This is a genomic window from Bradyrhizobium genosp. SA-4 str. CB756 (assembly GCF_000473125.1).
Taxonomy (GTDB): domain Bacteria; phylum Pseudomonadota; class Alphaproteobacteria; order Rhizobiales; family Xanthobacteraceae; genus Bradyrhizobium; species Bradyrhizobium arachidis.
Genome location: NZ_KI421499.1, coordinates 1,594,818 through 1,618,802, shown reverse-complemented (window position 1 = coordinate 1,618,802; position 23,985 = coordinate 1,594,818). Strand labels below are relative to the sequence as shown.

The 23,985-nt window shown below is 61.6% G+C and carries 25 protein-coding genes; 15 read left to right on the top strand and 10 right to left on the bottom strand.

The window, feature by feature from the left end; genetic code table 11:
• Positions 1–71: 71 nt before the first annotated feature.
• Together BRAGE_RS54295 and BRAGE_RS0107840 are read right to left on the bottom strand one after the other, a co-directional pair.
• Positions 72–227: a hypothetical protein gene (locus BRAGE_RS54295; RefSeq protein WP_156950841.1), complete on the bottom strand. Its 156-nt coding sequence runs from the start codon at positions 225–227 to the stop codon at positions 72–74.
• Entirely contained in the window at positions 200–1,033 is an 834-nt protein-coding gene (locus BRAGE_RS0107840) for a LysR family transcriptional regulator (protein ID WP_027560143.1), read from the bottom strand. Before BRAGE_RS0107840 ends, BRAGE_RS54295 begins: the two co-directional genes overlap by 28 nt.
• 128 nt (positions 1,034–1,161) lie before the next feature.
• On the opposite strand from BRAGE_RS0107840, the gene BRAGE_RS0107835 reads away from it, so the two are divergent.
• Positions 1,162–1,755 carry a cysteine hydrolase family protein gene (locus BRAGE_RS0107835; protein WP_027560144.1) on the top strand — a complete coding sequence of 198 codons (594 nt, stop codon included), beginning with the start codon at positions 1,162–1,164 and terminating at the stop codon, positions 1,753–1,755.
• Positions 1,756–1,767: 12 nt separating this feature from the next.
• Positions 1,768–2,397, top strand: a complete 630-nt coding sequence (locus BRAGE_RS0107830; protein ID WP_027560145.1) for a glutathione binding-like protein — start codon at positions 1,768–1,770, stop codon at positions 2,395–2,397.
• Positions 2,398–2,403: 6 nt separating this feature from the next.
• On the opposite strand, the gene BRAGE_RS0107825 is transcribed toward BRAGE_RS0107830, so the two are convergent.
• On the bottom strand, positions 2,404–3,468 hold the full coding sequence (locus tag BRAGE_RS0107825) for a DUF2778 domain-containing protein (protein WP_027560146.1): 1,065 nt from the start codon (positions 3,466–3,468) through the stop codon (positions 2,404–2,406).
• Positions 3,469–4,138: 670 nt separating this feature from the next.
• Here BRAGE_RS0107825 and BRAGE_RS0107820 point away from each other — a divergent pair.
• Both BRAGE_RS0107820 and BRAGE_RS0107815 read left to right on the top strand, forming a co-directional pair.
• Complete coding sequence (locus tag BRAGE_RS0107820) at positions 4,139–4,663, top strand: FecR domain-containing protein (RefSeq protein ID WP_027560147.1); 525 nt, start codon at positions 4,139–4,141, stop codon at positions 4,661–4,663.
• A gap of 86 nt (positions 4,664–4,749) precedes the next feature.
• The gene (locus BRAGE_RS0107815) at positions 4,750–6,639 is read left to right on the top strand and encodes a CHASE2 domain-containing protein (RefSeq protein WP_027560148.1); all 1,890 of its coding nucleotides are present in this window, start codon (positions 4,750–4,752) and stop codon (positions 6,637–6,639) included.
• Between the two features lie 171 nt (positions 6,640–6,810).
• Here the strand turns inward: BRAGE_RS0107815 and BRAGE_RS0107810 are convergent, their stop codons facing one another.
• Positions 6,811–8,136: a glycosyltransferase gene (locus BRAGE_RS0107810; protein WP_027560149.1), complete on the bottom strand. Its 1,326-nt coding sequence runs from the start codon at positions 8,134–8,136 to the stop codon at positions 6,811–6,813.
• A 230-nt stretch (positions 8,137–8,366) separates the two neighbouring features.
• Here BRAGE_RS0107810 and BRAGE_RS0107805 point away from each other — a divergent pair, with 230 nt between their 5' ends.
• From BRAGE_RS0107805 to BRAGE_RS0107775, 7 genes are read left to right on the top strand one after another with little or no spacing between them, the layout of a single operon-like run.
• On the top strand, positions 8,367–9,110 hold the full coding sequence (locus BRAGE_RS0107805) for a class I SAM-dependent methyltransferase (RefSeq protein WP_051377719.1): 744 nt from the start codon (positions 8,367–8,369) through the stop codon (positions 9,108–9,110).
• Positions 9,107–9,949 (top strand): NAD-dependent epimerase/dehydratase family protein, encoded by an 843-nt coding sequence (locus tag BRAGE_RS0107800; protein WP_027560151.1) that lies wholly within the window; start codon positions 9,107–9,109, stop codon positions 9,947–9,949. Before BRAGE_RS0107805 ends, BRAGE_RS0107800 begins: the two co-directional genes overlap by 4 nt.
• Positions 9,946–10,923 carry an ATP-grasp domain-containing protein gene (locus BRAGE_RS0107795; protein ID WP_027560152.1) on the top strand — a complete coding sequence of 326 codons (978 nt, stop codon included), beginning with the start codon at positions 9,946–9,948 and terminating at the stop codon, positions 10,921–10,923. Before BRAGE_RS0107800 ends, BRAGE_RS0107795 begins: the two co-directional genes overlap by 4 nt.
• The gene (locus BRAGE_RS0107790; RefSeq protein ID WP_027560153.1) at positions 10,901–11,581 is read left to right on the top strand and encodes a metallophosphoesterase family protein; all 681 of its coding nucleotides are present in this window, start codon (positions 10,901–10,903) and stop codon (positions 11,579–11,581) included. The genes BRAGE_RS0107795 and BRAGE_RS0107790 overlap by 23 nt, the downstream gene beginning before the upstream one ends.
• Positions 11,582–11,590: 9 nt before the next feature.
• Positions 11,591–12,565, top strand: a complete 975-nt coding sequence (locus BRAGE_RS0107785; protein WP_027560154.1) for a glycosylase — start codon at positions 11,591–11,593, stop codon at positions 12,563–12,565.
• Entirely contained in the window at positions 12,562–13,512 is a 951-nt protein-coding gene (locus tag BRAGE_RS0107780) for a hypothetical protein (protein WP_027560155.1), read from the top strand. Before BRAGE_RS0107785 ends, BRAGE_RS0107780 begins: the two co-directional genes overlap by 4 nt.
• 24 nt (positions 13,513–13,536) lie before the next feature.
• A complete protein-coding gene (locus tag BRAGE_RS0107775; protein WP_027560156.1) occupies positions 13,537–14,298 on the top strand; it encodes a class I SAM-dependent methyltransferase in 762 nt (253 codons plus the stop codon).
• 203 nt (positions 14,299–14,501) lie between these two features.
• Here BRAGE_RS0107775 and BRAGE_RS0107770 read toward each other — a convergent pair whose 3' ends face one another.
• Together BRAGE_RS0107770 and BRAGE_RS0107765 are read right to left on the bottom strand one after the other, a co-directional pair.
• Complete coding sequence (locus BRAGE_RS0107770; RefSeq protein ID WP_027560157.1) at positions 14,502–15,242, bottom strand: WbqC family protein; 741 nt, start codon at positions 15,240–15,242, stop codon at positions 14,502–14,504.
• Between the two features lie 199 nt (positions 15,243–15,441).
• On the bottom strand, positions 15,442–16,197 hold the full coding sequence (locus BRAGE_RS0107765; protein ID WP_027560158.1) for a glycosyltransferase family 25 protein: 756 nt from the start codon (positions 16,195–16,197) through the stop codon (positions 15,442–15,444).
• A gap of 282 nt (positions 16,198–16,479) precedes the next feature.
• Here BRAGE_RS0107765 and BRAGE_RS0107760 point away from each other — a divergent pair, with 282 nt between their 5' ends.
• A complete protein-coding gene (locus BRAGE_RS0107760; protein WP_027560159.1) occupies positions 16,480–17,514 on the top strand; it encodes a dTDP-glucose 4,6-dehydratase in 1,035 nt (344 codons plus the stop codon).
• Between the two features lie 158 nt (positions 17,515–17,672).
• Positions 17,673–18,881 carry a DegT/DnrJ/EryC1/StrS family aminotransferase gene (locus BRAGE_RS0107755; RefSeq protein WP_159073933.1) on the top strand — a complete coding sequence of 403 codons (1,209 nt, stop codon included), beginning with the start codon at positions 17,673–17,675 and terminating at the stop codon, positions 18,879–18,881.
• 38 nt (positions 18,882–18,919) lie between these two features.
• Here BRAGE_RS0107755 and BRAGE_RS0107750 read toward each other — a convergent pair whose 3' ends face one another.
• The 4 genes from BRAGE_RS0107750 to BRAGE_RS0107735 all read right to left on the bottom strand — a co-directional run bounded on the left by BRAGE_RS0107750 (position 18,920) and on the right by BRAGE_RS0107735 (position 22,526).
• Complete coding sequence (locus tag BRAGE_RS0107750; RefSeq protein WP_027560161.1) at positions 18,920–20,425, bottom strand: glycosyltransferase family 39 protein; 1,506 nt, start codon at positions 20,423–20,425, stop codon at positions 18,920–18,922.
• 6 nt (positions 20,426–20,431) lie between these two features.
• Positions 20,432–21,565: a glycosyltransferase family 2 protein gene (locus BRAGE_RS0107745; protein WP_027560162.1), complete on the bottom strand. Its 1,134-nt coding sequence runs from the start codon at positions 21,563–21,565 to the stop codon at positions 20,432–20,434.
• A 240-nt stretch (positions 21,566–21,805) separates the two neighbouring features.
• The gene (locus BRAGE_RS0107740) at positions 21,806–22,006 is read right to left on the bottom strand and encodes a hypothetical protein (protein ID WP_027560163.1); all 201 of its coding nucleotides are present in this window, start codon (positions 22,004–22,006) and stop codon (positions 21,806–21,808) included.
• A gap of 139 nt (positions 22,007–22,145) precedes the next feature.
• On the bottom strand, positions 22,146–22,526 hold the full coding sequence (locus tag BRAGE_RS0107735) for a hypothetical protein (protein ID WP_027560164.1): 381 nt from the start codon (positions 22,524–22,526) through the stop codon (positions 22,146–22,148).
• 115 nt (positions 22,527–22,641) lie between these two features.
• On the opposite strand from BRAGE_RS0107735, the gene BRAGE_RS0107730 reads away from it, so the two are divergent.
• Both BRAGE_RS0107730 and BRAGE_RS0107725 read left to right on the top strand, forming a co-directional pair.
• The gene (locus BRAGE_RS0107730) at positions 22,642–23,463 is read left to right on the top strand and encodes a DUF72 domain-containing protein (RefSeq protein ID WP_027560165.1); all 822 of its coding nucleotides are present in this window, start codon (positions 22,642–22,644) and stop codon (positions 23,461–23,463) included.
• Positions 23,464–23,471: 8 nt separating this feature from the next.
• Complete coding sequence (locus tag BRAGE_RS0107725) at positions 23,472–23,933, top strand: DUF488 domain-containing protein (protein ID WP_028146220.1); 462 nt, start codon at positions 23,472–23,474, stop codon at positions 23,931–23,933.
• Positions 23,934–23,985: the final 52 nt, after the last annotated feature.

Below are 23,985 nucleotides of genomic sequence, written 5' to 3'. Positions count from 1 at the left end.
CTTGGTCGCAGCGGCGCGCTCGCGCGTTCACCACTGGCGGATGACGGACATATGAAGGGCCGCCCTTCGCTTCACGCGCTCACTGGCATCTTCAGGCGCACGAGCCGGGTCAGGAGGGCGAGAAGGTCGGCCGCATCGACCTCCATGCCGCCAGCGACGAGGGCCTCGATGCCGCCTTCGCGGACAGCGCGGCGCGACGTTACTTGCGTGACGTATCCTGGAAGCACGCCCTCACCCAATCGATGGTGACGCGTGTCGCGGCGTCGCGCTTGAGATGATTTTGCACGAGCAGCCAGACGTCGCGGCGCTTCGGCAGCAGCGTGGCGCGCAGGCGGCGATCGCCGAGCAGATCCGCGCAGACATATTCCGGTAGTACGCCGGCGGCCTGATGCGCGCGGATCAGGTTGCGGATGACACGGACGTTGTCGGTGACGCAGCGCGTGCGGGCTGTCCTGGTGCGCAGGAATTGCATCTCGGGAATGGTGCCGAGTTCGTCCGGATAGACGCACAGCATCGGCTCGCCCTCGATCGTGACAGGCTCGAAATAATAGAGCTTGATGTCGCCGAGCTTCGAGATCGCGAAGTCGCCCTTGTCGGGCTTGCGCAGGCGGATGGCGAGATCGGCCTCCCAGCGCGAGAACCTGACGTTCTCGCTCGACGTGAGGAATTGCAGCGTCAGGCCGGGATTGGCGCGCAGGAAATCGCTCGCGCGCGGCGACAGCACCTCCTCGGCGACCGTATTGGTGGAGGCGATGCGCAGGCGTCCCACCGGACCTTCAAGGCTCTCACTGAGACGACCGATCTCGGCGGCGTGTGCGGACATCGCCTCGACATGCGCCAGCACCGCCTCGCAACTGCGCGTCGGCCTGCGGACGCCGTCGGCGGCTTCGAACAGACGCAAACTGAGTGCTCGCTCGATGCGCGACAGCCTGCGCCCGACCGTGGTCTCGTCGATGCGCAGGCGCGCGCTGGCGCCGGCATAAGTGCCTTCGTCCCTGACGGCGGCGATGATGCGAAGATCGTCCCAGTTCATGGCCTGAGGCTATATCGCGCCGCGCTCACCTGCAATATCGCAGCCACCCGCTGCAATATCCCTGCATATCGGCAGGCACGCCCGGGGCTATGCTTTATGAGCATTTCGCTCCGGAGATTTCAGAAATCATGACGACCGCAAAGACCCTGCTGCAGCTCGCCGGCGCCGACCTCAACCCGCCGCGTCTTGGCGACGCCGCGCTGGTGCTGATCGACATCCAGAACGAATATCTCGCGGGCCCCCTCGCTTTGCCCGACGCCAAGCCCGCGATCGCGCGGGCCGCCGCCCTGCTGGCACACGCACGCGAGGCCGGTTCCGCCATCATCCACATCGCCCATCGCGGCAAGGCGGGCAGCCTGTTCGACCGCAGCGCCGACCGCGGCGCCATCGTCGCCGAGCTGAGCCCCCGTGCCGGCGAGCTGGTGATCGAGAAGGAGCTGCCGAACGCGTTTGCCGGCACTGATCTGCAGGCACGCCTTGCCGCGACCGACAGGAAGAACATCGTGCTGGCCGGCTTCATGACGCATATGTGCGTGTCCTCCACCGCCCGTGCCGCGCTCGACCTCGGCTTTCGTACCACGATCGATGCCGACGCCTGTGCCACGCGCGACCTGCCCGACGGACACGGCGGCACGCTCAACGCCCGGACCATCCATGAGGTCGCGCTCGCCGAGCTATCCGATCGCTTCGCGATCATCGCGCGCGGCGATGCGCTGAGATAACGGAGCAACGCGATGCTGCAACTCTATTTCGCGCCGATGGCCTGCTCGCTTGCGAGCCGCATCGCGCTGATGGAAGCGGGCCTCGAGGCGCGCTACCATCTGGTGCAGCTCCGCACCAAGAAGATCGTCGACGACGACGGCGATTTCCACGGGATTTCGCCGAAGGCCGCGGTGCCGGTGCTGGTGCTGGAGAACGGCGAGCGGCTGACCGAGAGCGCTGCGGTGCTGCAATACATCGCCGATCTGAAACCGGAGGCGGGTCTTGCGCCCCGCCCCGGTGAGCCCGACCGCTACCGCCTCCAGGAATGGCTGAGCTTCACCGGCGCCGAGATCCACAAGGCGTTCCTGTTTCCGACCTTCTGGTACCAGGACGACGGCTCGCTGGCGAAGCCGCGAGCAAGGATCGTGCAGACGTTGCAGGTGCCATCAGCGCATCTGGCGGACCGCGAATTCCTCGTCGGCAACCGCTTCACCATCGCCGACGCGCATCTCGCCTGGGCCTTGCTGCTGCTCCGCCCTGCCGGAATCGACATCGCGCAATGGCCGCCGCTCTCGGCCTATCTCGCGCGCATGCAGACGCGCCCCGCGGTGAAAGAGGCGATCGCCATCGAGATGGCGCTGCGCAAGACGATGACGGCTTAAATGTCCCTAGTCGACCCGCGCCAGCACCGCGAGCTTGCGGATGCCCTTGTTGCGGTAGGCGTCGAGGAACGCGTAATAGTCCTTGAACGACACGCAGCCGTTGGAGTCGCCGTTCGGCCCGAGCATGAAGGTGTGCGCGAGCAGGCCGTCGCGGCCGTAGATCGCGTTCTCACCGCCGATTGGGGTCAGGCGCAGCGCCGGCACGCCGTGGAACAGCGCCTCGCGCGGCTTCAGCGTGTAGATGTGCGGCGGCGTCACGCCGCGCATGCGGACTTTCGAGGAGCGCGGATCGTCGAGATTGGAGCCGAGGCCGGAATGCGCCTCGAGCTTGGTGCCGTCGGGCAGGTAAACCGTCCTGGCGGTGATGTCGTAGACGGCGGTGTCGCGCTCATAGGGCGGCGCGCCGCCGAACATCGGGTTCTGGTCCTTCGGCGCGATGGACGCGGTCACGCTGGCATCGGCGGAGGCATAGGCGAGCAGCCCGCCGGACGGCTCACGCTTGCCCCAGAGCTTTTCCACCATCGACTGCCGCGGGCCGGTGATCGACATCACCGCGGCCTTGGCGCGGTCGGCGAACGATTTCGGCTTGGCCTCGGGCGCCGGCACGATCTCGGCCGGATCAGCCGAAGCCAGCTGCACCTGTGCATCCGGTGCGCGCTTGGCCTTCGCGGCATCCGCGGTCTTGGCCGGGGCTGCCGGCTTCAGCACTTCAGCGACCTTCGCGATCACGCTCTGCTTCGGAGCCTCGGCGACCTTGGTCGCGGGCGCGGCGCTGGCCGCATTCGACTCCACGCCCTGCGTGGCAGCCGCGGCGAAACGCTCGTTGAACATCTCGCGCGAGATCGGGGCTGCGACCTGCAGGCGGTCGGGCAGCAGCGCAAAGGCTTCCTTGATGGCATCGCCCGCCTCGCGCAGCGCGACCTTGGGCGCACGCTTGATCACGGGCTCGTCGTAACCGGCGCTGCCGACGGACGGGTAGACGCTGGCGGCGAAGATGTTGTTGTAGACGGTCCAGCCGGCAAGCACGACGCAGCCGATCACAGCCGCGCCAAGCACGTTTTGGGTGGTCATTTTCCGGGAAGGCTTCCGATGTGAATGCTTGCCAGGATTGTTGGACTTCCGTGCCGCGTTACTCTGCGCAGCGATACTCGTACTCATTCGCCTTGCGTCCAGGACGGTGTCACTCAGTCCCCCTTCGAAGTGCCGCTGGTCACGATCCGGGAACAGCATCTCGCAGGAGGTCGGAGCGTCATTAAGGCGACTTTTAGTTAAATGCGGATTAAGTTCGGGCAGATGTAGGGCAGCTCGCCAACGCTGTGCCATTTCGAGAAAAAAGACCGCAGAACTACGGACTTAGGCGCAACTGTTAACCATAATTCTCGGCCGGATTGGCGGGGTCAGCGGAGGCGTTCCGGCCGCCTCTCTAAACGCACCAACCAAGTCCTTTTCGTGGTCTTCAATGCCCGGAAGATAGCGGGGAAGCGTTGCGCGAGGCTGGTGCGCGCTGTGCCTCTCCGGGGCATCGGTGTCAGCAGCACGGCGGTAGCTCACGCACCTCACAAAGCGCGCACAGATGCTCACGCAACACGGCGCCCTGACTGAAAGTTGATCGTGCCGCACTGGAAAATACCGCGGCGAGAAAATAGCTGCGAGAGCGGCACTTTTCAGCAGCCTCTGCGTGTGATACGGTACCGTATCAACATCGCCTTGAACTGTGCCACGCACGCAAACGGAGGCTGGCATGAGAAGGTTTTCGCGCGCCGGGTTTTTCGCTCTGGCGTGGTCGTTTCTGTTGATTGGATCTGCGACTGCACAGCCTGCCGCCAATGCGGGCTGCACCGCATCGCCAGCGGCCGCCGGCACGCAACTCTGGCGCTGCGACAACGGCATCACCATCGTTGCGGAAAATGGCGCCAGATTTGAACTTAAGGACGCCAACCGCGACGGACATATTGACTCCGTGGAGTTGAGCAGCAAGGCGCTGCTGGTCGAGGTGCCCAAGAAGCCCGGCGGCAATCCCTTCAAGGTGCTGACGCCGCAGGCGATCGCCGCCGTGCGCGGCACCAAATGGGCAGTCGATGTCGCCGAGGCCAAGACCTCCGTCTTCGTCGCCGACGGCCGTGTCGGCGTGAGCCGCAGGACACGCGGGCGCGGCGTCGTATTGGGCCCCGGCGAAGGCGTCGACGTCGAGGCAACCGGTCCGCTGACCGTCAAGACATGGGGCCAGCCGCGCGTCGACGCGCTGATGGCGAGGCTCGGACAATAAGGTTCGCACGATAAGCCGAGTCAGTCGGACCCGGCCAATGAGATTTGGACACTGGAAGATTGCAGAACGAGCGCAAAAACGACCGCATGAGTAGCCGACGCGTTCAGATCCTGATGGCACTCGTTCTCACCGCGCTGTGGGGCGCGGGCATCTTTGCCGCACGCGCCAACGGCCATCTGCAGTTTCTCGACCGGATCGAAGCAACGCTGACCGATCTGCGGACCCAGGTCCGCGGCGTGCAGCATCCGCCCGATCTCGTCACCATCGTCGCGATCGATGACACCGTGATCAAACGCGGCGGCAGCTATCCGCTGCCGCGCGCCGATCTCGCCCGCGTCGTCGACACCATCGTGCAGTTCAAGCCGAAGGTCGTTGCGATTGATTTGCTGCTGGTTGACCGCAGCGCCGCGATCGGCGATGCCACGTTGGCGAATACGCTCGCCACCGGGCCCATGGTGCTCGCCGCGGCCGCGATCTTCCCGTCCGCCAGCGAGACCGTGGCGCCCGCCAGCGAAGGCCCGCTCGCCGTTCTGCCGCAGGCCGAGCGCTTCCTGCTGCCGCTGCCGGCGTTCGCCGACCATGCCGAGGTCGGCGTCGTCAACGTCGCGACGGGACAATCCGGCTCGCCGCTCTCGGTGCCGATGCTGTTCCGGACGCGCGACAAGGTCGAGCTGTCGTTTCCGCTTCGCGTGGCGACGCGCGCGCTCGACAAGCCGCTGACGATCGCGCCGGATCATCTCATGCTCGGTGACCGCGCGGTGCCGACCGACACCGACTTCGCGCTGCCGATCACCTATTACGGCCCGCGCCGCACCATCCGCACTGTCAGCGCGCAGAGCATCTTCGACGGCACGCTCGACCGCGCCGCGATCGAGAACCGCATCGTCGTGATCGGCGCCGCGGTCGCCGGCGGCGGCGACTTCTATCCGACCCCGTTCGATTCCCTGATGCCTGGCGTCGAGGTGGTCTCGACCGCGATCACCCATCTCGTCGCCGGCGACGGCATTGTGCGCGACCGCAAGGTGCACATCATCGACGCGCTCACCGCGATCCTGCTGCCGATGCTGCTGGTCGGCCTGCTCGCCTGGCGGCGCAGCGCGCTCGGCATCATGGCGGCGGCGATCGTGATGATCGCCTGGGCCGGGCTCAATCTGTTCGCGTTCACGCACGGCATCTGGCTGAATGCCGCAACCACACTCGCGGCCGCGGTGCCGCCAGTTGCCGTCTTTGCCGGCGTGCAGCTATGGGCGGGCGGCCGCCGCACGCAATATCTCGCCGCCAAGAGCCGCTCGCTCGCGCGATTCCAGGCCCCCGCCCTGCAGGAGTGGCTGGCACGCGATCCGGACTTCCTGTCCAAGCCCGTCCGGCAGGACGGTGCCGCCGTCTTCATTGATCTCTCCGGCTTCACGACATTGACCGAACGGATTGATCCGGACGAGCTCCAGGACGTTCTCGAGGCATTTCATGTGTTGATCGACAAGACTGCGGTCGATTGCGGCGGCATGATCACCAGCTTTCTCGGCGACGGCGCAATGATCCTGTTCGGCCTGCCACGCGCGATGCCGGACGACGCCGCGCGCGCGCTGAAATGTTCGATCGAGCTCTATCGCAGCGTCGATCGCTGGATCGCTTCGTTGCCGCCCGCAATCCGCAGTCAGCTTGGTTTCAAGATCGGCGCGCATTACGGCCCGATCGTCGCCTCCCGTCTCGGCGAAAGCCATCAGCACATCACGGCCAACGGCGACACCGTCAACGTCGCGAGCCGCCTGATGGAGGTTGCCGCCCAGAACTGTGCGCGGCTCGCGCTCACCGACACGCTGCTGGATGCAGCCGACTTCCAGGGCTCTCCAGACGGCATCCTGTCGGGCCCCCTGCTCACCCAGGTGCGCGGCCGCTCCGGCGTCGTGACCGTCTGGTTCTGGCGCGACCGGAACGGGCCGAACCAGGCCAGCACCAAGGCCGAGATGATCGATTAAAGCACGATGAGATCAGGATGAACCGTCATCGCGCTTTAGCTTGTTGTTTGCGCAGGATCTTTTCGGAAAACCGCTGCGCATTTTGCGCTAACGCGGCCCTCCGGGTCCGGATCATGCTTTAGCGCCGCTGCGCCTTGCGCCTCAGCACCCAAGCGCCGCGAGCTCTACCGACTAATTCGGCTCGAGAACGAGCCTCTTGAGATGGGCCGCCACGCTCTGGTCGGGAACAGCATCGAGGCGCAGCCCCTGCTCGGCCCACATTTTTCCCCAGAGATGGACGCCCGTAACACGGGGGTCGCTCAAGATCTCGAAGCCGTCCCGGCCTTCGGAGACCAGCAAGTCGACTTCGCAGTCGTCGATCGCATTGAAGGCCGTCGGCGGCAGGATCGACGACCGGAGCTTCTCGTCGTCTGACAGAAGCAGATATTCGCTGAGCAGCAACGGCCCCACCGCGCCGTATTCGACGCGCCGCTCGTTGAAAAGCCGCTGGAGCGACAGCGCATACAGATTGGCCATATGCAGCGAGCCCTTGGGCGCGCGCATCACGCCGCCGACGCAGACATGGCCGTTCTCGACTCCCGACCATTGCGTGGAAAACACGTGCTCCGATGCGAAATCCAACGGCTTGACGAGGACGATGTCCGCGTCGAGCCACCACCCGCCGAACTCTTGAAGGACAGCATAGCGGAAGATGTCGCTGAAGTAGCGGACCTCGCTATGAACGAGGGCATGATGGTAGGTCGACTTCGGCACGACGCTTTCGGCGTCGGCCACCATGACTCCAGGCGGCACGAGCGCCTGCATGGTAGCTACGTCGTCGTAAGTGTACAGCTTGACCGGATGGCCCTGGCGGATCATCGACTGAAGCGAGAGATACGACATGTCGTTCAGCAGCGTGTCCGACCAGAAGCAATGGATGGGATCGCGGGCCGCATCCGACCGCGCGAGGTTGCGAAGGTGAGGATTGAATTGCTCCGTCAGGGCATTCCAGCCGCTGCGAGGAGCAGAATCGCATTCCGCCAGGAACGGCATTCTTTGATAGGCCCGTGCGATCACGAAGCAAAGGTTCGCCTGGTTGCCGTGCCCCGTTCTGCTCAAGGCGTGGCCATAGTTCTCCCAGATTGACGGATCGACGGGATCGAGCTCCACCGCGCGCTGAAACGCCTCCAGCGCCTGCTCCTGCATCCCCTTGCCCTGCAAGGCGGTCCCGAACGTTGCGAGATAGGTCGCCTTCATCTCGTTGGTGAGAGCACGGCCGGCCCACTGGATCGCGGCATCGTAGTCGCCGTTGAGCAGCGACACACCGGCCATCAGATGCAGCAAGCCGGCATGATTTGCGTCTGCGGCCAGCCCTTCCCGGCAACGCGCTTCGGCCTGTGCAAGCTCGCCTGTCTTCAGGTGCCGCAGGCAGATCTGATAATATTCATCCCGCGTCAGCGACGGCGGCTCTGCCGAGATCTGGGTTGCGCTTGCGAGAGTGCCGTCGTGATAATTCATCGGAGACCTTCCAGATCATGGGACAGCAGACAGCAACCCACCTCCCGATTCTTCGGGAAGCTCGCCGCCATTCAACTATCCCGCCTGTAGCTTGCACGAAGCTTGACACCGCTTTCGCCTCACCGCTCCGCCGCGTGGCGAATCAAAGGGGGCGCTGATATGGCAGCAAATAGCGACCGGCGCACCTTGTCCGGTCTTTCGATCTGCTCTTCGGTGGAGAGGACGGTCATTTGGCCACGAGCAATCAACTGGACGTCCATGTCGCGGCCTATCAAGGCAAGAACATCTACGATTTCGACAACGAAATTGTGCTGACCTGGTATCCGAAACGGATTGCTCACGTCGTCAAGGATCCGCGCTCCGTTCTGGATCTGGGACTGGGGCATGGTTTTGCCACCGAGATTTTTTCGGACCGATGCGCGCGCCATGTCGTTCTTGAAGGCTCTCCCGCCGTCATCCAGAACTTCAAGCTGAAATTTCCGGACAACAGAAGCGAAGTCATCGAAACCTACTTCGAGGAGTTCGATACCAAGGAACGATTCGACCTCATTGTCATGGGGTTCATCCTCGAGCATGTCGACGACCCCCTTGTGATCTTGAAGCGTTTCAGAAAGTTCCTGACACCTACAGGTAAGCTCTTTGTCGCGGTCCCGAACGCCGAGGTCATGAACCGGAGGCTGGGACATCTGGCGGGGATGCTGCCCGACATGGAGGCTCTCTCGGAGAACGATCTCCTCCTCGGGCATCAGCGCTACTTTACGGTCAGCTCACTCACCAAGCTGGTGAGCGATGCCGGTTACAAGATCGAAAAACTGGAAGGTATCTATCTAAAACCCCTCGCGACCAGTCAGATCCTGGCGCTGAATCTCGCGGACAACATCATTCAGGCCCTGTGCGAGATCGGAATTGACTACCCGGAACTGTCCTGCGGGATGCTGGCCCAGCTCACTCCAGTCGATCCGGCGCGATCATGAGAGTCCTGCTCGTTGGGGGGACCTCTTCGCTGGCTCAGACGCTCATCCCGCTTCTTCGTGAACGGTGCGAGCTGTTGACGGCTGGGCGCAAGGGCTGCGATGTCGAATTGGACTTGTGTTCGCGCGACATTCAAATTCCTGACGGAATCGACTGCGTCGTGAATCTGGCCGCGGCTTTCGGCGGCAAGGAACCGACCGACATCCTGCAAACGATGGATGTCAACGTGCTTGGTGTGATGAAGCTCTGCCATGCCAGCTCGAAGGCGGGCGCAAAGCACCTTGTGCACATCTCCAGCATTTTTTCGGATCTCGGGAGCGCGTCTCCCTTCTTCGGCGCTTACTCACTCTCAAAGAGGCATTCGGAAGACGTCGCGCAGTTTTGCGGCCGGGAATTCCACCTGCCGGTCGCGGTCCTGAAGCCGTCCCAGATTTATGGTGTGGGACCAGGGTTTCGAAGGCATCAGCCATTCCTGTACACCATCATGGACAAGGCCCAGGGCCATGAAGACATCAATCTGTTTGGCTCGATTGACCCTTTGCGGAACTTCATTCACGCGCAGGACGTAGCCAAAATCATCTCGGCCGTCATTGCGAAGAAGATTGAAGGCACCTACCCTTGCGTGCACCCCGACAATGTCACCTACTCGCAAATTGCGGCGGCGGCCATTTCCGCTTTCGAGAGCAAAAGCAAGGTCGCCTTCCTGAAAGACAAGCCTGACATCCCGAGCAATGGCTTTGCTTGTGACGAGACGCTGTTCCGACTGCTCGACTATTTTCCCCGCATCTCCACGGCGCAGGGAATGCAGATGGAAGCGGCTCATCGAAGGCAGGCGTCATGAGAACGATATTGGTTTCCGGCGCCGCGGGAATCGTCGGCTACGGAATCTTGCGCTCCCTGAAAAGATCGAACAGCCCGATGAAGCTGATCGGCACCTCGATCTATACCGACTCGGTGGCATCAGGGTTCTGCGACGTCTTTGAACGGGTGCCCAGGACGGATGCGCCGGACTACCTCGATTGCCTTCTCGCGCTGCTGCGCAAGCATCGCGTCGACGTGGCGATCCCCGGCATCGATGCAGACATGTACAAATGGGCGGACCGACTGGCCGAGATTGAATCGACCGGGACCAGGGTCGTCCTGAATTCACCCGATCTAATCTCCAGATGCTCCGACAAATGGGCATTTTACCAGCGCCAGCTCGAACTGAAGCTGCCCTATGCGATCCCGAGCCATCTGGAAATGGACTTCGATTTTCTCAAGGAGAAATGCGGCCTGCCGTTTCTGCTGAAACCTCGCCGGGGTTTTGGCTCCAAGGGAATCGTGGTGGTCGCAACTGCGGAGCAATTTGCCGGGATCGATCCCGCGACAAAGCCGACCTTGATGGCCCAGCCCATCGTCGGACGCGACGACGAGGAATTCACGGTGTCCGCGTTTTGCGATGGCCGTGGACGCTATTCGGCGATCATGGCGCTTCGACGGAAGCTCTCCAAGGACGGGTTCACGGAAAAGGCCGAGGTTGTCGACGAGGCGGAGTTTTCCGAAGCGGTTCGGGATCTATGTCAGGCGTTCTCTCCGGTCGGACCGACCAATTTTCAATTTCGCAGGACCAACCACGGCCTGAAGCTGCTCGAGATCAATCCGAGGATATCTTCGTCCACGTCGATACGCGCCGCCTTTGGATACAACGAAGCACTGATGGCGGTCGACATGGCCATCGACAACCAGATGCCGGTCCAGCCGGACATCAGGCGCGGTCGAGCCGTCCGCTATACGGAGGATCATATCTTCTATGAAAATAGCGTTCATCTCTGACATCCATGGGAATTTCGAGGCGCTGACGGCGGTTCTCGCCGAGCTTGACCGCATGCGCGTCACCGAGATCTTCTGCGTCGGCGACGTGGTCGGATACTATTCCCAGGTGAACGAATGCTGCGACGAGCTGAAAAGGCGCGACATCAAAAGCCTTCTTGGCAACCATGACTGGTACCTGGGCTTTGGGGGCTTTTGCATTCGATCCAAGAGCGTCAACGAATGTCTGGTCTATCAGCGGAAGGTGATCACGCCCGAGAATCTGAACTGGCTAAGGACGTTTCGGGTGCACATGCAGGTGGGGGACGCTCAAGCCGTACATGGCGGATGGTCGGACCCGATCGATGAATACCTAAGGGAGCCCGACGAAGCCTATTTTGCGCGCCTGTCCGGCAGCATCTTTGTCAGCGGCCATACCCACGTGCAAAGTGTGCATCACTTCGGCGGCAAGAGCTATTGCAACCCCGGATCGGTCGGACAACCGCGCGACGGTGATCCACGGGCGGCGTTCGCGACTTTCGACGGCAAGAGCTTCGAACTGCATCGGGTCGAGTACAACATGCCAAAGGTATTCGAGCTGATGGAAGCTGCAGGCTTCAATGACTACTACTACGGCGGACTGAAGACCGGCGCGAACCGGCTTCGACGGCTCGAGGATTGAGATCAGACCATGCTGCAATGGGAAAAGCTTGGAAAGCTCTTTGACCCCCGCGACCACAAGGATCATCCTTGGATGCGCGAATTCGCGCAATCTCCGAGCGTCCTGATTCTCGACGATGTCATCAGAGTCTATTTTTGCTCGAGGCCTGCGCCGGACGAGCTCGGCCAATACAAGAGCTACATTGCGTTCATCGAGTTGGACCGAAGAACGCCGACGCGGGTGGTTCGGATTTGCAACGAACCGGTGATGAGGCTCGGCGGGTGCGGAACCTTCGACGAATTCGGAACGAATCCGGTCTCGGTGATCCGGCACGACAACGAGATCCGTGCGTATTATGCGGGGTGGACGCGATGCGAGTCGGTCCCCTTTAACGCCGCGATCGGCATCGCCATCAGCAACGACAATGGCGAATCCTTTGAGAGGGTTGGCCAAGGACCGGTCCTTTCATACACCCCGGATGAACCGTTTCTCCTGGGAAGCCCGCGGATTCGAAGATTCAACGGCCAATGGTACCTCTGGTACGTCGCGGGCAAGCGGTGGCTGAAGACTTCGGGCAGGCCCGAGCCGGTCTACAAAATTCGCATGGCCACCTCCTCCGACGGATTGAGCTGGCGAAAGGCGGGCGTCGACCTGATCGAAGACAGGCTGGGTGAAAACGAATGCCAGGCGGGCGCCGACGTCATCGAACGGGCCGGCCGTTTTCACATGTTCTATTCCTATCGGCAAAGCCAGAACTACAAGGGCCGGGAAGGCGGATATCGCATTGGCTACGCTGTTTCCGAGGATCTCGTGACCTGGAAGAGAAATGACGCGGTCGCGGGAATGGAAGTTTCCGCCGAGGGCTGGGATTCTGAAATGGTGAACTATGGCCACGTGTTCGGTTTGGACGGCGAGACGTACATGATCTATCAGGGAAATGAGATGGGCCGCGCAGGCATCGGTTTGGCTCGCCTGCAAAACTCCCCGGATTGGTTCAAGCCATGAAGTGGAGGAAGCTCGGGAAGATCTTCGACCCCGCCGAACATAAGCTGCCAAACGATTGTTTGGAGTTTGCCCAGTCGCCGCAAGCGCTGGTTCTGAAGGATCGTGTGCGGGTTTATTTCTCCGCTCGCAGACGAGACGAGGTCGGGAAATATCTAAGCCACGTCGCCTACGTGGATTTCACCAGGAACATGGGCGAGATCCTCGATGTCTGCGAGCACACGGTCATAGAGCTGGGAGAGCTCGGGGCCTTCGACGAGCATGGCATTTTCCCCATGCATGTTTTTGATGACGGCGACAGAGTTCTTGGATTCACCACGGGATGGAATCGAAAGGCCTCGGTCAGCGCGGATTCATCGATTGGCCTTGCCATAAGCACGGACGGCGGACGGACGTTTCAAAAGCACGGAACGGGTCCGGTCATGACCGCCTCTCTGGACGAACCCTTTTTGATCGCCGATTCATTCGTGATGTCGGTCGGCGGCATTTACTACATGTGGTACATTTTCGGAACGAGATGGAAATCGTTCTCCGAAACCGACCCACCCGACAGAGTCTACAAGATCGCCTGCGCCACATCCACGGATGCGATCAACTGGCAAAGGAATGCCACGCAAATCATCGCTGATTGCATCGGCGACGATGAATGCCAGGCTTTGCCGACGGTATTCAGCCGGGATGACGTCTATCACATGTACTTCTGCTTCCGTCCCTGCCACGGCTTCCGGGAAAAAGGCAGAAATAGCTATCGTCTCGGATACGCCTATTCGCAGGACCTGATCAGCTGGACGCGAGACGACTCGAAGGGCGGCATCGATCTTTCGCAGGATGGCTGGGATTCGCAGATGCAATGCTATCCGCATGTTTTCGCCTGCGATGACAGAATCTACATGCTCTACAATGGGAACGAGTTTGGCAAATTCGGCTTTGGATTGGCCGAATTGGTATAACCTCAGAATCTTTGAGAGACCCTTATGTCGCAAATGAGAGACTACAATCGCGAGCTGAACGACACTGGTAACGTGGACAATCAGAAATACGCGTACCAGTTCGATTTCGATGTGATGCAGCCATTCATGATCCGGTCCTTTGCGCCCTTCTTCAGAGGCGAAAGTCTTCTCGAGCTGGGAAGCTACACCGGCGAATTCACCAAGAGGTTTCTGCCTTTCTTCAAGGATATAACCTGCGTCGAAGCATCGGATGTCGCGATTGCGGAAGCCAAGAGCCGTTTCGGCTCCAGGATCGAGTTCATCAACTCGACATTCGAAACCGTGCAATTGCCGAGGCGATACGACAATATCGTGATGACCCACGTTCTCGAGCATCTTGACGATCCCCAACTCGTCTTGCGCTTGATCAACGAAAAGTGGCTTTCAGAAAATGGGAGATTGTTCTTGGCATGCCCGAATGCGCATGCCCCATCGAGACAGATTGCGGTCAAGATGGGACTGATCTCGCACAACTCCGCCATTACTCCTGCGGAAGCTGAGCACGGGCACCGCATCACCTATTCGTTGGATACGTTGGAGCGTGATGCGGTTGCGGCGGGGCTCAATGTGATCCATCGCTCCGGGGTGTTTTTCAAGGCCCTGGCCAACTTCCAGTGGGATCGCTTGCTGCAGACGGACATCATTTCCGAAGCCTATCTCGAGGGCGCCTACAAATTGGGCCAGCAGTATCCGGATCTATGCTCGAGCATTTTCTTGGTTTGCGAACCTGGACGATCAAAAGCCTGACCCGGCGATTTTCTTTCGGAGCTTTGGCGGGTTTGGGCTAATCCGCCTATGTTTCCGGTGCGAGGATCTCTGCGCCGCGCACTGTTTTCGTGCGAGGACCAGCTCCCGCCATTTAGCCAATGGCGGGCTCTTTCATGAGAGAGCGATCTCCGCGCGACGACCGCCGATCTGTGCTGCACGCACGGGCTCAGCCAACCGACCTTCTACACCTGGGGGAGCAAATCCGGCGGTTCGGAGCAAGCGCCTCCAACCAGGTCATAGTTGCCGGCTATGACTTCCCTGAGCTTGGCCACCGAATTGAACATCAGCAGATCGACAATCGAAAGATACGGCACCTGAGCCTGGCCGAATTGTTCGTAGGGAAACGGCCTTGTTCGGAGAGCTCTAAATTCGACTCCACGGGCTCCAAAAGCGTTGGGATCATAGAGCTCCAGGCCGCCAATCGCGTTGATATACTTTCGCGCCCCCATCGCTTCGCACAATGCAAGGACCTTGTCCTGAAACTTGAGCGAATGGTCGATGGGAACCTCGGACGAGATCTTGAGGGCGGTCTTTAAGCCCAGATGCTCGCAGGTCATGCGCAGCGAATTGAAGATATAGCGAAATAGATTGGGGTCCTGAAAACCGACAATCTCTTCCAGGAGCGGAAAGGTCTCCTTGAAGAAAGGCGCGGTGCGATAGGCTCCCCGCCATTGATTGAGCAGCTTTGCACGATCGAAATCGGCCGCCAATTCCCTGTCACGAATATCCAGGGCATCGGAATCCTTCTTCAACGAAAGTGAAAACAGGACATCCTTTCCGTTGACCAGCATCCGGTTGCGGTTGATCCATCCCTTCTTGGTATATTTGATGTTGTCGTAGACGACAAAAACATCGACCGCAGCAATGAGCTGATAGTAGCCGATGTAGGGAAGAAAATACGGCTGCATGATCGCGAGTTTCATTTCGTGCAACGCCCTGCTACCGTAAAGAAGCTCATTCGCAAACTTCGCCCGCCCCCGCCGAATCCATATTGGGGTAAACCGGCAGACAAGCCGCCCGTCCAACCCGCGGAAAACGCACTCAGGCGATGACGACCGACTCTCGACCTGCGTTCATCAGCTCCGCACGTCCGTAAAGCTGATGTGCATCCGGCCCCAGATCCTAACCCCAAACCCGCGCCGCACTCGGGATATGACTTTGAGTCGTTGAGGTCGCATTATCGTTGCGGGGCACCACAAGCGGTGCGAGACAAGTATACGCCTTGACGAAGCGATAGATGCTGTTCCCCATCATATCGGCCCCGTACGTCGTCATTGCGCGGTTGCCAAGCGCCTCGATGGTCACCAGCCGGTTGTCCATCGGGAGCCAATACGGATACATTCTCCGCGCTCCTGCAGGGGATAGTACGTACCCGCCCGGGCCAAAACAGCAGTTCAGCCTGAAGGCCGCAACCTGGGACGTCGCTCGCTGGAAAGCGGCGTCGCTCACGTCATCCGGGCGCTGAGGCCGAAAGACCATCATCGACTTCATGCCTGGCGCCAGCTCAATATCGAGTACCGAATCTATATTGCAGCCGAGTACCAGGATATCCCAGTCGCCAAGGGACGGCAGAAGCGTCTTCAGGCGCGCGAGAATGTCGTGACGGATCGTGCAATCGTCCTCAAACACGAGGGCCGGCTGATCCTGCTCGGCAACCATCTTCCATATCCGCGACATCGAGGCGGTACCGCCGACCGCGCCCGGGGCGAACCGCGAACCGGGAGCGACAATCCCCATCGCCATGACTTCCTCATCGGTCAATTTCAATCCGTCAACAGCTGGGAAACGTTCGAAGGCGATTCCGCAGCCTTCATTCCGCTTCAGGAATCTTTCGAATTTCTCCGGCTGGCGATCGAGATTAACGACGAAGTTCTTCATGTTTTTCCAACAATGGCGTTAAGGCGACGGATGCCGATGCGATCCATTAGCCAGCAATCGATCCTGATTCGCCATACCCGCACCATTCCAGATGTGCGCTATTTCGGAAAATCCCCGCGGCGCGGCATGCTTCGCGCAAGCTAGGGACGATATCGCTAATCAATAGACATCGTGGACTCGAGATGACTGACGCGGCCGCCACGCATGAAATTCGGCGACGCGGAGTTCAGCCTAGAACTCGGGCCTCCATGGCCTTGCAACGCGTTGCGAACAGGATTCCGAATGCGCACTATTCTGGTTACCGGGGGTGCAGGGTTTATCGGTGCAAACCTGGTTCACTACCTCATGGAGAAGTATCCTCTCGATAGGGTCGTGGTCCTCGACGCGCTGACCTATGCGGGCGCCGTCGAAAATCTTCCGCACGATATGGTTCGCTTGCACGATTCTCGCGGGTCACTCTGGTACGGCGATGTTTGCAACGCCGCACTGGTCGACACGCTTGTGGCAGAAGCCGACGTGGTGATCCATCTGGCGGCAGAGACCCACGTCACGCGCTCGATTCACGATAGCCTCCAGTTCTTCCAAACTGACGTGTTGGGGACTCAGACGCTGGCGAATGCTGTTGCCAGGTTCGGGCGCAACATCAAACGCTTCATCCACGTCTCGACATCCGAGGTGTATGGAAATGCGGTTTCGGACATGATGGATGAAAACCATCCGCTGAATCCGATGAGCCCTTACGCAAGCGCCAAATGCGGTGCCGACCGGCTGATCTATTCTTATTGGGCGACCTACAATATTCCCGTCGTGATCGTTCGGCCTTTCAACAATTTCGGCCCGATGCAGCATCTCGAAAAGCTCGTCCCGCGCTTCATAACCAGCGCGATGCTCGACGAGCCGCTGACGGTTCACGGCGGTGGCGTGGCCGCCCGCGATTTCGTCTACGTTGAGGATACCTGCCGCGCGATCGATCTTGTCCTTCAGGCCCCCGGCGAGCTCGTCCATGGCGAAGTCTTCAATGTCGCGACCGGCCAACACCGCACGATCAACGAGATCGCCCACGACATCATATCCAAGATGAATTATTCGCCCGCCAAGATCGAATTTGTCGGCGACCGGCCCGGACAGGTCGTGAGACATACCGGTGATTGGTCGAAGATCAATCGCGTGCTCGGCTGGAAACCAAGCTTCTCCTGGCAGGATGGCCTCAGCCGGACGATCGATTGGTATCGCGAAAATACCGAGCGCTGGTCGCGACAGCTTTGGCTGCGGAGAATCCCGATCACGTCGGCGTCCGGAAAGAAAGAGTATCACTAGTCGACCTGCTTCCCTATTCGACGTCGTTTGTCAGGTGACGCGCGCAAGCTGCTTGTGCATCAAGTCCGCAGCAGCTCAAGATGTGCATGGTTGCCGCGAGCTGATGTCAGTCGCGAGTACCCGTGGCGTGGGCATGCCACATCACCATGGAGCCAAAGTTGCAGGACTATATCGGTATTCGTCGTAGACTCGAGAGGACTGACGCGGTGGCGCCTGAACTTCCGATGCCGCGGGCACAAAATCCTCTCAATATCGTGCGTCCAAGCTTTCCAAAAACAGAGCAGTTCCTGGCCGCCTTTGAGACGGCACTGGAAACCGGCCAGGTCGCGAACAATTCCCGTTGGGTTGTCGAATTTGAGCGACGTTTGAGCGAATATCTCGGTGTCCCGTCCCTCGTCTTCTGCAATGGCCAGATCGGGTTGATGGCCATGCTACGGGCCGCTGGAGTCACCTCTGGCGAAGTGATCGTGCCGTCGTTCACGTTCTGCGCCACACCTCATGCTGTGGAATGGGTGGGCGCCGAACCGGTCTTCGCGGATATCCTTGACGACCTGACCATGCGCCTCGATCCGGAGGACGTGGAGCGCAGGATCACGGATCGCACCATCGCCATCCTTGCCGTCGACGCTTACGGAGTAGCCAGCGACTACGCCTCGCTCGCCGACATCGCCAGGCGCCACAGGCTCAAATTTCTCGTCGATAGCGCGCCCTCGTTCGGTACCCGCGTTAATGGCCAGCCGGTCGGGAGCTTCGCGGACGCGCAGATGTTCAGCTTCCACGCCACCAAGACCTTCTCGACGATGGAGGGCGGATGCGTCTGCAGCCACGATCCGGAATTGCTCGCCCGCGTCAAAGCGATACGCAACTTCGGGCAAGTCGACAGTTCCGATTGTGGTGAGCCGGGCCTGAACGGCAAGATGCTGGAAATATCGGCCCTCATCGGCATCGAGCAGCTCAAGACGTTCGAGCTCGCCGTTGCGACGCGCCGTCGGGCCGTCGAGCGCATGCGCAGCGGGCTTTCCGAAATTCCCGGTCTGCAGGTGGGGCGAGAACCCGCAGGTGTCGAGGCGAACTGGCTATTCCTGCCGGTCGTTGTCGACGCCGAGCAGTTTGGACTCGACCGTGAAGCGCTGGCATCAGCGCTCGAGAAATGTAACGTCTTTGTCCGGAAGTATTACAGCCCGCCATGCCATCACATGACGGCTTACAAGACTCAGAACGACGTGAAATTGGACGTGACGGAGCGAACTGCCTACAACGTGATTGCACTACCCGTTTATAACGACATGACCGATGACGAGTGCGATCTCATCGTCGCCGCCCTGCAGTACGTGCACCAATCGTCGCGTGGCGCGAGCAAGCCTTAAGCACGAAGAGAAATCGACACCACCCCGGACATGACCGCTCAAGGCACGAGTTCAGGCGGCGGCGAGCGGTCCAGCACATCGCCCCTCGCGCCTTCGAGCAGATCGATGCCGTAGGTTTCGACGACGAGCGGCCCGCGCTTGCGCTGCAACTGCGCGACCTGCGTCACCTGCGTGAAGAAGTCCTCGAGGATGGGATGGCCGCCCTCGCGCAGCTCGTCGACATAGATCAGCTTGCCCGCCAGCAATTTGGGATCCGGCTCAGGCATGTTGACCCAGCGGATGCGCTGGTTCTGCTGCGCTACGCAGGTGCCGCGGGGCAGGTAGAAGGCGAGCCAGCCGGTCGTGCCGTAGTCGGGCGCAAGCACGCAGCTCGCGCCGGTGCGGATGCGCACCGCCTCGATCTCGGCCGCAAGCTCGCGCCAGCCGACGCCGACGCTGCGCACGGTCGCATCGCGGCGATACCCCGACAGCCAGCCGGTGTTGGCCTGCACGATCAGCGCGGCGAACATCACGGTGCCGACCGGCGCGGCCCAGCGCAGGCAGAAATCGGCGAGGCGCCGCTGGCACGGCTGCCACGGCACGAGATTGGCAGCGGCCGCCGCAGCGACGACGAAGGGCGGATAGACCGGCGCGAACCAGTTGGCCTCGACGCGGGCGTGCAGCGAGTGCCAGACGAAATAGACGACGATGGTCCAGAACATCGTCTCGATCAGCACGCGTGAGGCCAGCGCGCCGGCTCGGTGCCAGGTCAGCGCGTGCAGCCCCATCGCGCCGAGGAGGAAGACCAGCGGGGTAGCGAATGCGATCTGGGTCGGGATCAGCTCGGCGATGAAGACCGGGCGGAAGTCCTCGATTTTGGCGCGGCCGAGCTGCTTTGCGAACGAGACCCATTGATGGTCGGCGTTCCACAGGATCACCGGCGAGAACAGCGCCAGCGCAACGAGCCCGCCGAGATAGGGCCAGGGCGAGAGGAACCAGCGTCGCAGTTTCGGCACCGCCGCGAGCCAGATCAGGATCGCGGCGCCAAAGAACATCGCGGTGTACTTCGACAGCAGCGCCGCACCGACCGCGGCACCGACGGCTAACCACCAGACGCCGCGCCCGGTCTCCAGCACTTTTGCGAGGAAGAACAGCACGAAGCTGGAGGCCACCAGCAACGGCGCATCCGGCGTCACGATCAGCGTGCCCACGGAGGCCATCATGGTCACGTTGAGCAGGATGGCGCTGGTCGCCGCCACCCGCGCCCCGCCGAACAGGATCGCGGCGGTGCGATAGATCGCATAGCTCATCGGCAGCGCGAGCAGGATCGACACCAAGCGGACGCCGAGCTCGGTGTCGCCGGCGATCATGGTACCGGCACGGATGACAAAGGCGACCATCGGCGGGTGGTCGTAATAGCCGCCTGCCAGGCTCTTCGACCACATCCAGTAATAGGCTTCGTCGAAGGTGATCGGCGTGAACGCGGCCGCGACGAGGCGCAAGGCCACCAGCGCGACGATCACCAGCGCGGTGTTGCGGACGATCCGCGCGTCAGCCCCGCCCATCCTCAGCTATTTCTTGCGCCAGACGAACAGCCCGGACATCGCGTAGTTCCACACCACGCCCATCAGCGCGCCGGCCATGCCGGCCAGCCACCAGATCGGCTCCTGGTCGTAGACCGAGAAGGCGACGCCGACATTGGCGAGCAGCCCGACGCTGCACACGATGTAGAACGCGATCAGGCCGCGCAGCAGCGCAAAGCCCTTCAGCCGCTGGTCGCGATAGGTGAGGAAGTTGTTGAGGACGAAGTTGCTGGTCATGGCGACGATGGCGCCCGCGGCCTGCGCCTCCGCAAACGGCACCTTGACCAGTTCAAGGGCGATGAACAGCGTGGTGAGATGCACCACGAGGCCAATGCCGCCGACCATCGCGAACAGGATGAAGCGCAGCGAGACGATGTCGTTGGTGAGCTTGGCCAGCAGCAGGCCGAGGAAGTCGAGTGCGACCATGGAATCCAGCTTGCTCTCGCCATGCTGGCGGGCGCCAAAGGTGTAGGGAACCTCGACCGTGCGCAAGCCGCCATGCGCGCTCGCGACGACGTCGAGCAGGATCTTGAAGCCGTGCACCGACAGTTTCGGCGCGAGCTGCTCGAAACGGTCGCGGCGCATCATGAAGAAGCCGCTCATGGGATCGGCGATCTCGACCCGCAGCATCTTCCTGGCGAGCTCGGTCGCCAGCGCGCTGGCGCCGGCGCGCTGCTTGTTGAAACCTTCGCTCTTGTAGCCCTCGATGTAGCGGCTGCCGACGACGAGCTCGGCCTCTTCGCTTGCGAGCAGCAGCAGCATCTTGGGCAGCTGCGTCTCGTCGTGCTGGAGGTCGGCGTCGATCACGGCCACATAGGGCGCGCTGGAGGCCAGGATGCCCTCGATGCAGGCGCCGGACAAGCCGCGGCGGCCGATGCGCCGGACGCAGCGCACGCGGCTGTCGCGCTGGGCCAGCGCGCGCACGACGTCCCAGGTGCCGTCGGGCGAATTGTCGTCGACGAACACGACCTCCCAGACGACGTTGGCGAGGGTCGCCTCCAGCCGTCGGTACAGCACCGTGACGTTGTCGCGCTCGTTGAAGGTCGGGACGATGACCGACAGTTCCGGGCCTTCGTGGGCCTGCGGCGGGCTGTCGGCGCCCGGTCTGATCGCTTCATTCATGACGGCAGCGTATATCCGCCACGTCCTGCGCTGCCAAGCCGGGGTTTTTTCTGGGGAATGGACCAAAGGGGCCCTAAAATGCCAACGACCCCGGAACGGCGGGCCGCGCGTACATCCGGCGCAGGCCCAAGCTATTCCAAGGTCGTCCCAGCGCCGGAGTTTTCGCTCAACGTCGCCGTTAAAAGCTAGATAGGAACGACAAACCCGCTTCGCAAGGGACGAAAGGGTCGATTTTCGGCCCTATTGGTTGGGGACTTCCTTGATCACCGGGCCACGCGGCGCGGGCGCGGCGGGGGCTGCGGGTGCCGCAGCCGGGGCAGGCTCGACCTTCGGCTTTGGCGGCTTGCCGTACTGGCCGATCGGCCCGAGGACCACGGCGACCGCAAGCACGATCGCCGCGACGATCGCGCCCAGAATGCCCCCCACCGACTCAGACGACATGGAAACCCTTCCGTGTTCCAGATGCGGCGAGTGATACCACGGATGCGCGCTGCACCGGAAGGCCCCGGGCGAATGGCGAGGAGCGAATGAGGACGGCCTGCCTTTTCGCCCTATTCGCTATTGGCCATTCGCCACTCCCCTACTTCGCCGGCGCTCGGCGCTTGACGAAGGCCGTCACGATGTCCTTCTGCGCCGACTCGACCGCCCTGTTCGCGGTGGCGAGATGCGCGCCGGAATCGATGTTCGGGTATTGCGTGGTGAGATAGTCGAGCAGCGCCACCCGGTAGTACTGCCGTTCCGATGGGCAGGCGCCGGCGACCGAGCGGCCGAAATCCTGTTCCGACAGACCCTGATTGCTGTCGCGCGAATATTCCCGCGCCAGGCAATGCCAGTAATCGTCGCGGCCCTGCTGGGCGAGCTTCTGTGCGCTCTTTGCGTCATCGTCATCCGCCATGACGGAAGATATCATGGCAGCAGATGTCATCATGACGAGCGCCGCTCCCACCACCAGCATCCGCATCTTGTTCTCCTTTTTCGCGGGTCACCTCGCAAGCTTAGACCGGGGGCGGCAACTGGCCAATCACATCTGGTTTGATTAGGATGAGGTCCCTCCCCGTCGATGCGAGATCCCTCCCGTGGCCAAAGCAAAAACCGCGTCCAAAAAATCCGGCAACATCTTCATCGGCATCGGCGGCTGGACCTTCGAGCCCTGGCGCGGCGTGTTCTATCCGGAGAAGCTGACGCAAGCGAAGGAGCTGTCTTACGCGGCCTCGAAGCTGACCTCGATCGAGATCAACGGCACTTATTACGGCTCGCAGAAGCCGGAGAGCTTTCGCAAATGGGCGAGCGAAGTCCCTGATGGTTTCGTATTCTCCGTGAAGGGGCCGCGCTTCGCCACCAATCGCCGCGTGCTCGCCGAGGCCGGCGATTCCATCAAGCGGTTCTACGATTCCGGTGTGCTGGAGCTCGGCGACCGGCTCGGGCCAGTGCTCTGGCAGTTCGCGCCGACCAAGAAGTTCGACGGCGCCGATTTCGGCAAGTTCCTGGAGCTGCTGCCGCGCAAGCTCGACGGTCGCGCGCTGCGCCACGTCGTCGAGGTCCGCCACGACAGCTTCTGCACGCCGGATTTCATCGCGCTGATCCGCGAGTTCGAGACGCCGGTGGTGTTCGCCGAGCACGGCAAATATCCGGCGATCGCCGATGTCGCCAGCGATTTTGTTTACGCGCGATTGCAGAAGGGTAACGACGAGCTGAAGACCTGCTATCCGCCGAAGCAGCTCGACGCCTGGGCCGAGCGCTTTCAGGCGTGGGCCTCCGGCAGTGAACCGGATGACCTGCCAAAGGTTGACAAGGCCAAGCCGAAGAAGGAGCCACGCGACGTGTTTGCTTATGTCATCCACGAGGGCAAGGTGCGCGCGCCGCACGGCGCCATGGAACTGATCGCGCGGGTGACCTGAGGTGTCTCGTGGCAAAGGCGAAGAAGCTCTTCACCATCGGCTATGAGCAGACGCCGCCCAAGGCCGTGCTGGACGAGCTGGAACACGCCGGCGTCAAGCTCGTGGTCGACGTGCGCGCGGTGACGTCGTCGCGCCGGCCGGGCTTTTCCAAGAAGCAGCTCGCCGCCGGCTTGGACGAGCGCGGCATCGCCTATGTCCATCTCGCAGCCCTCGGCACGCCGAAGGAAGGCCGGCTTGCCGCGCGTAGCGGGCAATACGACGTGCTGGAGAAGATCTTCTCGAAGCACCTGAAGGCGCCCGAGGCCAAAGACGCGATGGACGAGCTCTCGGCGCTGGTGAAAAAGGCGGGGCCCGTGTGCCTGCTCTGCTACGAGCGCGATCACACCCACTGCCACCGCCAGATGATCGCGGAGATCATCGAGGAGCGCGATGGGGTGGCGGTGAAAAATCTGGTGGGGCGGCAGGTGTAGCCACCTCCGCCGTCATTCCGGGGCGCGCGCAGCGCGAGCCCGGAATCCATTC

Bases quoted from the DNA above. Each gene is read 5' to 3' on its own strand.
- BRAGE_RS0107775 (WP_027560156.1), top strand. From the start codon at position 13,537: ATGTCGCAAATGAGAGACTACAATCGCGAGCTGAACGACACTGGTAAC.
- BRAGE_RS0107780 (WP_027560155.1), top strand. From the start codon at position 12,562: ATGAAGTGGAGGAAGCTCGGGAAGATCTTCGACCCCGCCGAACATAAG.
- BRAGE_RS0107820 (WP_027560147.1), top strand. From the start codon at position 4,139: ATGAGAAGGTTTTCGCGCGCCGGGTTTTTCGCTCTGGCGTGGTCGTTT.
- BRAGE_RS0107740 (WP_027560163.1), bottom strand. From the start codon at position 22,006: ATGTCGTCTGAGTCGGTGGGGGGCATTCTGGGCGCGATCGTCGCGGCG.
- BRAGE_RS0107840 (WP_027560143.1), bottom strand. From the start codon at position 1,033: ATGAACTGGGACGATCTTCGCATCATCGCCGCCGTCAGGGACGAAGGC.
- BRAGE_RS0107790 (WP_027560153.1), top strand. From the start codon at position 10,901: ATGAAAATAGCGTTCATCTCTGACATCCATGGGAATTTCGAGGCGCTG.
- BRAGE_RS0107735 (WP_027560164.1), bottom strand. From the start codon at position 22,526: ATGCGGATGCTGGTGGTGGGAGCGGCGCTCGTCATGATGACATCTGCT.
- BRAGE_RS0107770 (WP_027560157.1), bottom strand. From the start codon at position 15,242: ATGAAACTCGCGATCATGCAGCCGTATTTTCTTCCCTACATCGGCTAC.
- BRAGE_RS0107815 (WP_027560148.1), top strand. From the start codon at position 4,750: ATGAGTAGCCGACGCGTTCAGATCCTGATGGCACTCGTTCTCACCGCG.
- BRAGE_RS0107800 (WP_027560151.1), top strand. From the start codon at position 9,107: ATGAGAGTCCTGCTCGTTGGGGGGACCTCTTCGCTGGCTCAGACGCTC.
- BRAGE_RS0107795 (WP_027560152.1), top strand. From the start codon at position 9,946: ATGAGAACGATATTGGTTTCCGGCGCCGCGGGAATCGTCGGCTACGGA.
- BRAGE_RS0107810 (WP_027560149.1), bottom strand. From the start codon at position 8,136: ATGAATTATCACGACGGCACTCTCGCAAGCGCAACCCAGATCTCGGCA.
- BRAGE_RS0107835 (WP_027560144.1), top strand. From the start codon at position 1,162: ATGACGACCGCAAAGACCCTGCTGCAGCTCGCCGGCGCCGACCTCAAC.
- BRAGE_RS0107830 (WP_027560145.1), top strand. From the start codon at position 1,768: ATGCTGCAACTCTATTTCGCGCCGATGGCCTGCTCGCTTGCGAGCCGC.
- BRAGE_RS0107785 (WP_027560154.1), top strand. From the start codon at position 11,591: ATGCTGCAATGGGAAAAGCTTGGAAAGCTCTTTGACCCCCGCGACCAC.
- BRAGE_RS0107825 (WP_027560146.1), bottom strand. From the start codon at position 3,468: ATGACCACCCAAAACGTGCTTGGCGCGGCTGTGATCGGCTGCGTCGTG.
- BRAGE_RS0107760 (WP_027560159.1), top strand. From the start codon at position 16,480: ATGCGCACTATTCTGGTTACCGGGGGTGCAGGGTTTATCGGTGCAAAC.
- BRAGE_RS0107745 (WP_027560162.1), bottom strand. From the start codon at position 21,565: ATGAATGAAGCGATCAGACCGGGCGCCGACAGCCCGCCGCAGGCCCAC.
- BRAGE_RS0107750 (WP_027560161.1), bottom strand. From the start codon at position 20,425: ATGGGCGGGGCTGACGCGCGGATCGTCCGCAACACCGCGCTGGTGATC.
- BRAGE_RS0107765 (WP_027560158.1), bottom strand. From the start codon at position 16,197: ATGAAGAACTTCGTCGTTAATCTCGATCGCCAGCCGGAGAAATTCGAA.